Source organism: Streptomyces beijiangensis, assembly GCF_017315755.1.
Lineage (GTDB): Bacteria > Actinomycetota > Actinomycetes > Streptomycetales > Streptomycetaceae > Streptomyces > Streptomyces beijiangensis.
Genome location: NZ_JAFLRJ010000357.1, coordinates 1 through 7,130 on the forward strand (window position 1 = coordinate 1; position 7,130 = coordinate 7,130).

Sequence of the window (7,130 nt, forward strand, 5' to 3'; positions counted from 1 at the left end):
GGAGATTGAGGACCGGGGTCCGGGGCGGAGCCCCGGGGCGGGGGTCAGCCTCCGGCGCCGGCCCGCGTACGCCACCGCACACCCGACCAGCACCAGCCCCAGCCACGCGTACGGCGCTGCCAGCACCTGCTGCCACCACGGCAGTCGCAGGTCCAGATCCCCCTGGTGCGGCACCAGCCACATCGTGCGCGCGGCGAAGACCGCAGCCACCGCCCAGGCGATCCGCACCCGCCCCTCCCTCACCAGCACAGCGATCAGCGGCACGCACCACACCCAGTGGTGCGACCAGCTGATCGGCGAAACGAGGAGCGCGGTGACGGCGGTGACCAGAACTCCCCACCGGTAGGGGACCTTTCGCGCGGCCCACAGGCCGGCACCACCGGTCAGTACAGCGACCGCTGCCCACACCCCGCCCGACTGCGGGTCGTGCAGGACGCGCGCCACCAGTCCCTGCAGCGACTGGTTGTCGACGATCCACGCCTTCCCCACCCGGCCCGTCTCGAAGATCCGCCGTGTCCAGAAGTCCACGCTGGCGGAGGGCAGGGCGAGCGCGCCCAGCAGTGCGGTCGCAGCGAAGGCGGCGAGGGCAGTGGTCGCCGCTCGTACGCGGCCCGTGAGAAACAGGAAGATGATGAAGACAGCCGGGGTCAGCTTGATCCCGGCGGCGATTCCGAGAGCAACTCCACTTCCGGAAACACCCTTTGGTCGCGAAAGGTCCCACAGGACCAGGCAGGCGATGACCAGATTGATCTGCCCGAAGACCAGCGTCTGGAAGACCGGCTCAAGCCAGAGCGCGGCGGCGGTGACGGCGACGACGGTTTCGGTCCGTACGGTGATGCCCGCAAATCGGCACGACAGCCGCACAAGCACGGCGAGCAGGACGGCGTTCCCTGCCAGGAAAGCGACTTTGAGGCCCGGGACGGGCAGCCAGGACAGCGGCACGAAGAGAATCGCGGCGAACGGCGGGTAAGTGGCGGGCAGTTGCCATCGGGTGACGGTGAATCCGTACAGATCCGTACCGGCCGCCACGGCGGCGCCTTCGGCACGGTAGACGAGCGCGTCGGCCATCGGGATGCGCAGGCCCGCACAGAGCGCGGCGAATGCGGCAAGCGAAACGAACGACAGTCCGGGCACTGCAAGTGAGCGTTGATGCACGGACAGTGACTCTAACGGGTCAGTTGCTGTACTCCCCGAGGATGACGACGCTGACGACGGCGGCCGCGAAGACCTTCACGGCGCGCAGTGCGCTGCCCACAGGGTGGGAGGAGCGCGGGGCGGTGCCGACGGCGGTGGCGCCTGCGGCCTGGCGGGGGGCGGGGATGAGAGTGGCTGTGGTCATGCATCCATCATCCGTTTCGGGCATTCCCGGCACATCGATCTGCGGTAGTAACCTCCGGCCCCGCGATGTCCCCCTCAAGGAGCAGACCGTCCCCTAGGAGGCGTACACATCAAGCCCCTCCGGCGCTTGAGGAGCGGGGTCCGGGGCAGCGCCCCGGGGCGGACGTCGACTCCCCCGCCACCGATCAATTCGCTGGCCCCAGCACCGATCGCTGACTACAATCACCCCTTCCCCGCCGCCCCCTCGGGAGCGTGCGCACCCCGGCCGGTACCGGGCTGCAGTCATGCCGTGATCGCGTCACACCCGCCCGGAGGCACCCGTGCCCACGCACGTCCCTGATCAGCCCGACCAGCCCGACCCCCTCGCCCGCGAGCGCGCCCACCTCACCTCCTCGCGCTCCGCACTCCGTGCCATGCGCGAGGACGTCCAGTCGCTCGACATCCGCGATGTCACCGCGAACTGGGTCAACGCCGCCGTGCTCGAACGCCAGATCGACGACCGGATCAAGGCGCTCGCCGACCTCTCCCACACCCCACTCTTCTTCGGACGCCTCGACTACCTCCACGCGCCCGGCGCCGACAAGGCGGAGGGCGCGGAGGGCGAGAGCTTCTACATCGGGCGGCGCCACGTCCACGACGCCGACGGCGACCCCATGGTCATCGACTGGCGCGCACCGGTCTCGCAGCCCTTCTACCGCGCGTCCCCGAAGGACCCGATGGACGTCGGCCTCCGCCGCCGCTTCGGCTACACGGGCGGCGAACTCACCGCGTACGAGGACGAGCACCTCACCGAGGCCCCCGCCGGGCCCGCGCAGACCAGCAAGCTCCTCCAGGCCGAGATCGAGCGGCCGCGCGTCGGGCCGATGCGCGACATCGTCGCGACGATCCAGCCCGAACAGGACGAGATCGTACGAGCAGACCTCTCCGGCTCCGTCTGCGTCCAGGGCGGTCCCGGCACCGGGAAGACCGCCGTCGGCCTGCACCGTGTCGCCTATCTCCTCTACGCGCACCGCGACCGCCTCGCCCGCACCGGCACCCTGGTCATCGGGCCGAACAAGTCCTTCCTCCACTACATCGAGCAAGTACTCCCGGCCCTGGGCGAGTTGGACGTCAAGCAGGCGACGGTCGACGACCTGGTCGCCCGCGTCGAGGTCCGCGCCACCGACTCCGCCCCGGCCGCCGTCGTCAAGGGCGACGCCCGGATGGCGGAGGTCCTGCGCCGCGCGCTGCGCTCGCACGTCACGATCCCCACCGAGCCCGTCATGGTCGTGCGCGGCTCGCGCCGCTGGCGCATTCCGGCGTACGAACTCGAAGAGATCGTGCAGGAGTTGCTCAACCGCGACATCCGCTACGGCGCCGCCCACGACGCCCTGCCCCAGCGCATCGCGCACACCGTTCTCGTACGGATGGAGCAGTCGGGCGAGGCGCCCGACGACCGGGTCCAGGACGCGGTGGCCCGCAACCCCGCGGTGAAAGCGGCGGTCAAGGCCGTCTGGCCCGAGGTCGATCCGGCGAAGCTGGTCCTGCGCCTGCTCTCCGACGCGGACTTCCTGGCCGAGCACGCGGACGGCATCCTCACCGCCGACGAGCAGAAGACCGTCCTCGCCGAGAAGCCCGCCCGGTCCGTGAAGTCCGCCAAGTGGTCCCTGGCCGACGCCGTGTTGATCGACGAGGCGGGCGACCTCATCGCCCGTACGCACTCGCTCGGCCATGTGGTGCTCGACGAGGCGCAGGACCTCTCCCCCATGCAGTACCGCGCCGTCGGCCGCCGCTGCAGCACAGGATCGGCCACCATCCTCGGCGACCTGGCGCAGGGCACCACGCCCTGGGCTACGTCGAGTTGGGCCGAGGCGCTCACCCATCTGGGCAAGGCGGGGGCGCACGTCGAGGAGCTGACCGCCGGTTTCCGCGTACCGCGCGAGGTCATCGCGTACGCGTCCCGGCTGCTCCCCCACATGTCTCCGGGCCTCGCGGCGGTCTCCTCCGTACGCGAGAACCCCGGCTCGCTCTCCCTGCGTACGACGGACGACCTGGACGGAGCCGCCGTCACCGCCTGCCGCGACTCGCTCCGCCACGAGGGCTCGACGGGCCTGATCGCGGCCGACGCGCGCATCCCGGCACTCGCCGAAGCGCTCACCGCGGCCGGGCTGGCGTATCTGAACCCCGGCGAGGAGACGACCGCCGACGCCCGGCTCACGCTCGTCCCCGCATCCCTCGCCAAGGGCCTGGAGTACGACTACGTGGTCCTGGACGAGCCCGCGGCCGTCGTCGACGGGGAGCCCGACGAGCGCACCGGGCTGCGCCGCCTGTACGTGGCCCTCACCCGCGCCGTCTCCGGCCTGATCATCAACCACCACGCTCCGGTCCCGGAGCAGCTGGCGGCCCCCGCCGCCGCCTAGGGAGTGTCGAGCGTCGTACGCCACTCGCGTACGGCAGCGGCGTCCACCGGCCCGTCCCAGCCGTGGGGGCGGGCCGCGCCGCCGATGTGCACGGCCTCGATGCCGCCGGCCAGGAGCCGCGGCAGGTGTTCGAGGTGCAGCCCTCCGCCGACCAGGATCTGCGGCTCGTAACCGGGCTCGCCCTGGCGGGCCGCCTCGGCGAGCAGGATGTCCATGCCGTCGTCGACACCGGCCGGGGAACCCGCCGTGAGGTAGGTGTCCAGGCCGGGCAGATCGGCGAGCTGCTTGCGCAGGGCGTCGCGGTCGGCGGCGCGGTCGATCGCCCGGTGGAAGGTCCAGCGGCAGCCCTCGATCTCGGCGACGAGGCGCTCGACGGCCACCTGGTCCGGGTTGCCGTCGGCGTCCAGGAACCCGAGCACGAACTCGTCCGCGCCCTCGGCGCGCAGCTCGCGGGCCGCCCGTACGAGAGCGTCGACATCACCCGCGTCGAACCCGTCGGCCAGCCGCAGCATCACGCGCAGCGGGATGGAGACGGCCGCGCGGATCGCCGCGAACGTCTCCCGGGACGGCGTGAGGCCGTCCGCCGCCATGTCGGTGACCAGCTCGAGGCGGTCCGCCCCTCCGGCCTGGGCGGCGGTCGCGTCCTCGGCGGTGAGGGCGATCACCTCAAGCACTGCACGGTTGCTCATCAGATCCCAATTCCTTCAGGGAGTCGGCTACAGGCTTGGTCTAGTCCAATGGCCAGCCTACGGCTCAGCCCTGCACCTTCGCAGCTTGCACTCTGAACACCCACTCTTGACCTTGGTACGGATGGGGGGTATACATGGGGCTGTACGAGATACCCCTAGGGGGTATCCAGAGCAGAGGAGGAGACCATGCCGTCGCCCACCACCGCGCCCCCGGCAGCAGAAGGGGCCGAGGTCGAACTCGCCATCGGCGGCATGACCTGCGCCTCGTGTGCGGCCCGTATCGAGAAAAAGCTCAACCGGATGGACGGCGTGAGCGCGACCGTCAACTACGCCACCGAGAAGGCGAAGGTGAGTTACGAGGCCGGGGTCGAGGTCTCCGACCTGATCGCCACGGTGGAGAAGACCGGGTACACGGCACAGGAGCCGCCGCCCCCGGCTTCCGTACAGTCCGCACCCGAAGAAGCGGGCGCGGCGCCCGCAGACACCGCGCTCGCCGCACTGCGCCAGCGCCTCCTGGTCTCCACCGCACTCGCGATCCCCGTGATCGCGATGGCGATGATCCCCGTACTCCAGTTCGACAACTGGCAGTGGCTCTCCCTCACCCTGGCGGCCCCGGTCGTCGTCTGGGGCGCACTGCCCTTCCACAAGGCGGCCTGGACCAACGCCCGGCACGGCGCCGCGACGATGGACACCCTGATCTCGGTCGGCACATCGGCGGCCTTCCTCTGGTCGCTCTGGGCGCTCTTCTTCGGTACGGCCGGGATGACCGGTATGACGCACCCCTTCGAGCTGACCATCGGCCGCAGCGACGGCGCGGGCAACATCTACCTGGAGGCCGCGGCCGGAGTCACCGCCTTCATCCTGGCCGGCCGCTACTTCGAGGCCCGCTCGAAGCGGAAGGCGGGCGCGGCGCTGAAAGCGCTCCTGGAACTGGGCGCCAAGGAAGTCACCCTCATCGGCACCGACGGCACCGAACGCCTCATCCCCACAGCCGAGTTGAAGACCGGCGACCGCTTCCTGGTCCGCCCCGGCGAGAAGATCGCCACGGACGGCACGGTGGTCGACGGCTCTTCGGCGGTGGACGCGTCCATGCTCACCGGCGAGTCCGTACCGGTCGAGGTCGCGCCCGGCGACACGGTCACCGGAGCCACGCTCAACGCGGGCGGCCGTCTGGTGGTCGAAGCGACCCGCGTCGGCGCGGACACCCAGCTGGCCCGGATGGCCCGGCTGGTGGAGGACGCCCAGAACGGCAAGGCGGCGGCCCAGCGCCTCGCCGACAAGATCTCCGCGGTCTTCGTTCCGGTCGTCATCGCCCTGGCGGTCGCGACCCTCGGCTTCTGGCTCGGCAACGGCGCGGGCCTGACGGCGGCCTTCACCGCGGCGGTGGCGGTCCTGATCATCGCCTGCCCCTGCGCGCTCGGCCTGGCCACGCCCACCGCGCTCATGGTCGGCACGGGCCGCGGCGCCCAGCTCGGCATCCTGATCAAGGGCCCGGAGGTCCTGGAGACCACGCGCCGGGTGGACACGATCGTCCTGGACAAGACAGGGACGGTCACGACGGGCCGTATGACACTGCTGGCGGTGCACCCGGCCGAATCGACGACCGAGCATGAAGTCCTGCGCCTGGCAGGCGCGTTGGAGCACGTCTCGGAGCACCCGATCGCGCAGGCGGTGGCGGCGGGAGCGGCGGAGCGGACGGGCACGCTCCCCACCCCCGAGGACTTCACCAACGTCGCGGGCCTGGGCGTACAGGGAATCGTCGAGGGCCACGCGGTCCTGGTGGGCCGCACCCGGCTCCTGTCGGAGTGGTCGATCGAGCTCCCGGCCGACCTGGAACGCGCGAAGGCACGGGCCGAGGCATCGGGCCGTACGGCCATCACGGTCGCCTGGGACGGCGAGGCGCGCGCGGTCCTGGAGGTCGCGGACGCGGTGAAGGGGACGAGCCCCGAGGCGGTCCGCCGCCTGCGCGCCCTGGGCCTCACGCCCATCCTCCTGACCGGCGACAACAAGGCGGTGGCCGAGGCGGTCGCGGCCAAGGTCGGTATCGACGAGGTGATCGCGGAGGTCATGCCGGAGGACAAGGTGGCGGTGGTCAAGCGCCTCCAGGCGCAGGGCCGCTCGGTGGCGATGGTCGGCGACGGAGTCAACGACGCGGCCGCGCTGGCCCAGGCGGACCTGGGCCTGGCGATGGGGACGGGCACGGACGCGGCGATCGAGGCGGGTGACCTGACGCTGGTACGGGGGGACCTGCGGTCCGCGGCGGATGCGATCCGCTTGGCGCGGCGCACGCTGGGGACGATCCGGGTGAACCTGTTCTGGGCCTTCGCGTACAACGTGGCGGCGTTGCCGCTGGCGGCGGCGGGGCTGCTGAATCCGATGATCGCGGGGGCGGCGATGGCGTTCTCGTCGGTGTTCGTGGTGGGCAACAGCCTGCGGCTGCGAGGCTTCAAGCCGACGGGGTGACACCCCGCCCTGGGGCTCCGCCCCAGACCCCGGTCCTCAATCTCCCCCAAGCTCTTAAGGAGCAGGGGGGACCCCCTCGACGGGCTAGATTTTCGCTGATACAAGCTTATATCTGCGGATACGTACGGCCTGCACATGCAAGCCCAGGTCGGGCAAAATCAAGCCCGTCCGGCGATTGAGGACACGCGGCCGAAGGTCGCGTGCGGGGGCCCGGGGCCCGCCCCCGGTTTCGGGAAGGGGC

Annotated in this window: 5 protein-coding genes; 2 read left to right on the forward strand and 3 right to left on the reverse strand. The window is 71.3% G+C overall.

Annotation, left to right across the window (positions count from 1 at the left end; genetic code table 11):
* Both J0695_RS30730 and J0695_RS30735 read right to left on the reverse strand, forming a co-directional pair.
* On the reverse strand, positions 1 to 1,068 hold a 1,068-nt coding region (locus tag J0695_RS30730; protein WP_206967571.1), incomplete at its 3' end, for a glycosyltransferase 87 family protein.
* Positions 1,069 to 1,174: 106 nt separating this feature from the next.
* Positions 1,175 to 1,339 (reverse strand): hypothetical protein, encoded by a 165-nt coding sequence (locus J0695_RS30735; protein ID WP_206967566.1) that lies wholly within the window; start codon positions 1,337 to 1,339, stop codon positions 1,175 to 1,177.
* Between the two features lie 319 nt (positions 1,340 to 1,658).
* On the opposite strand from J0695_RS30735, the gene J0695_RS30740 reads away from it, so the two are divergent.
* Positions 1,659 to 3,737, forward strand: coding sequence for a HelD family protein (locus tag J0695_RS30740; protein WP_307798819.1), 2,079 nt, complete (start codon positions 1,659 to 1,661; stop codon positions 3,735 to 3,737).
* On the opposite strand, the gene J0695_RS30745 is transcribed toward J0695_RS30740, so the two are convergent.
* Complete coding sequence (locus J0695_RS30745) at positions 3,734 to 4,426, reverse strand: copper homeostasis protein CutC (protein ID WP_206967567.1); 693 nt, start codon at positions 4,424 to 4,426, stop codon at positions 3,734 to 3,736. The two genes, J0695_RS30740 and J0695_RS30745, sit on opposite strands and share 4 nt — an antisense overlap.
* Positions 4,427 to 4,612: 186 nt before the next feature.
* Here J0695_RS30745 and J0695_RS30750 point away from each other — a divergent pair, with 186 nt between their 5' ends.
* Positions 4,613 to 6,889 carry a heavy metal translocating P-type ATPase gene (locus tag J0695_RS30750; protein WP_206967569.1) on the forward strand — a complete coding sequence of 759 codons (2,277 nt, stop codon included), beginning with the start codon at positions 4,613 to 4,615 and terminating at the stop codon, positions 6,887 to 6,889.
* Positions 6,890 to 7,130: the final 241 nt, after the last annotated feature.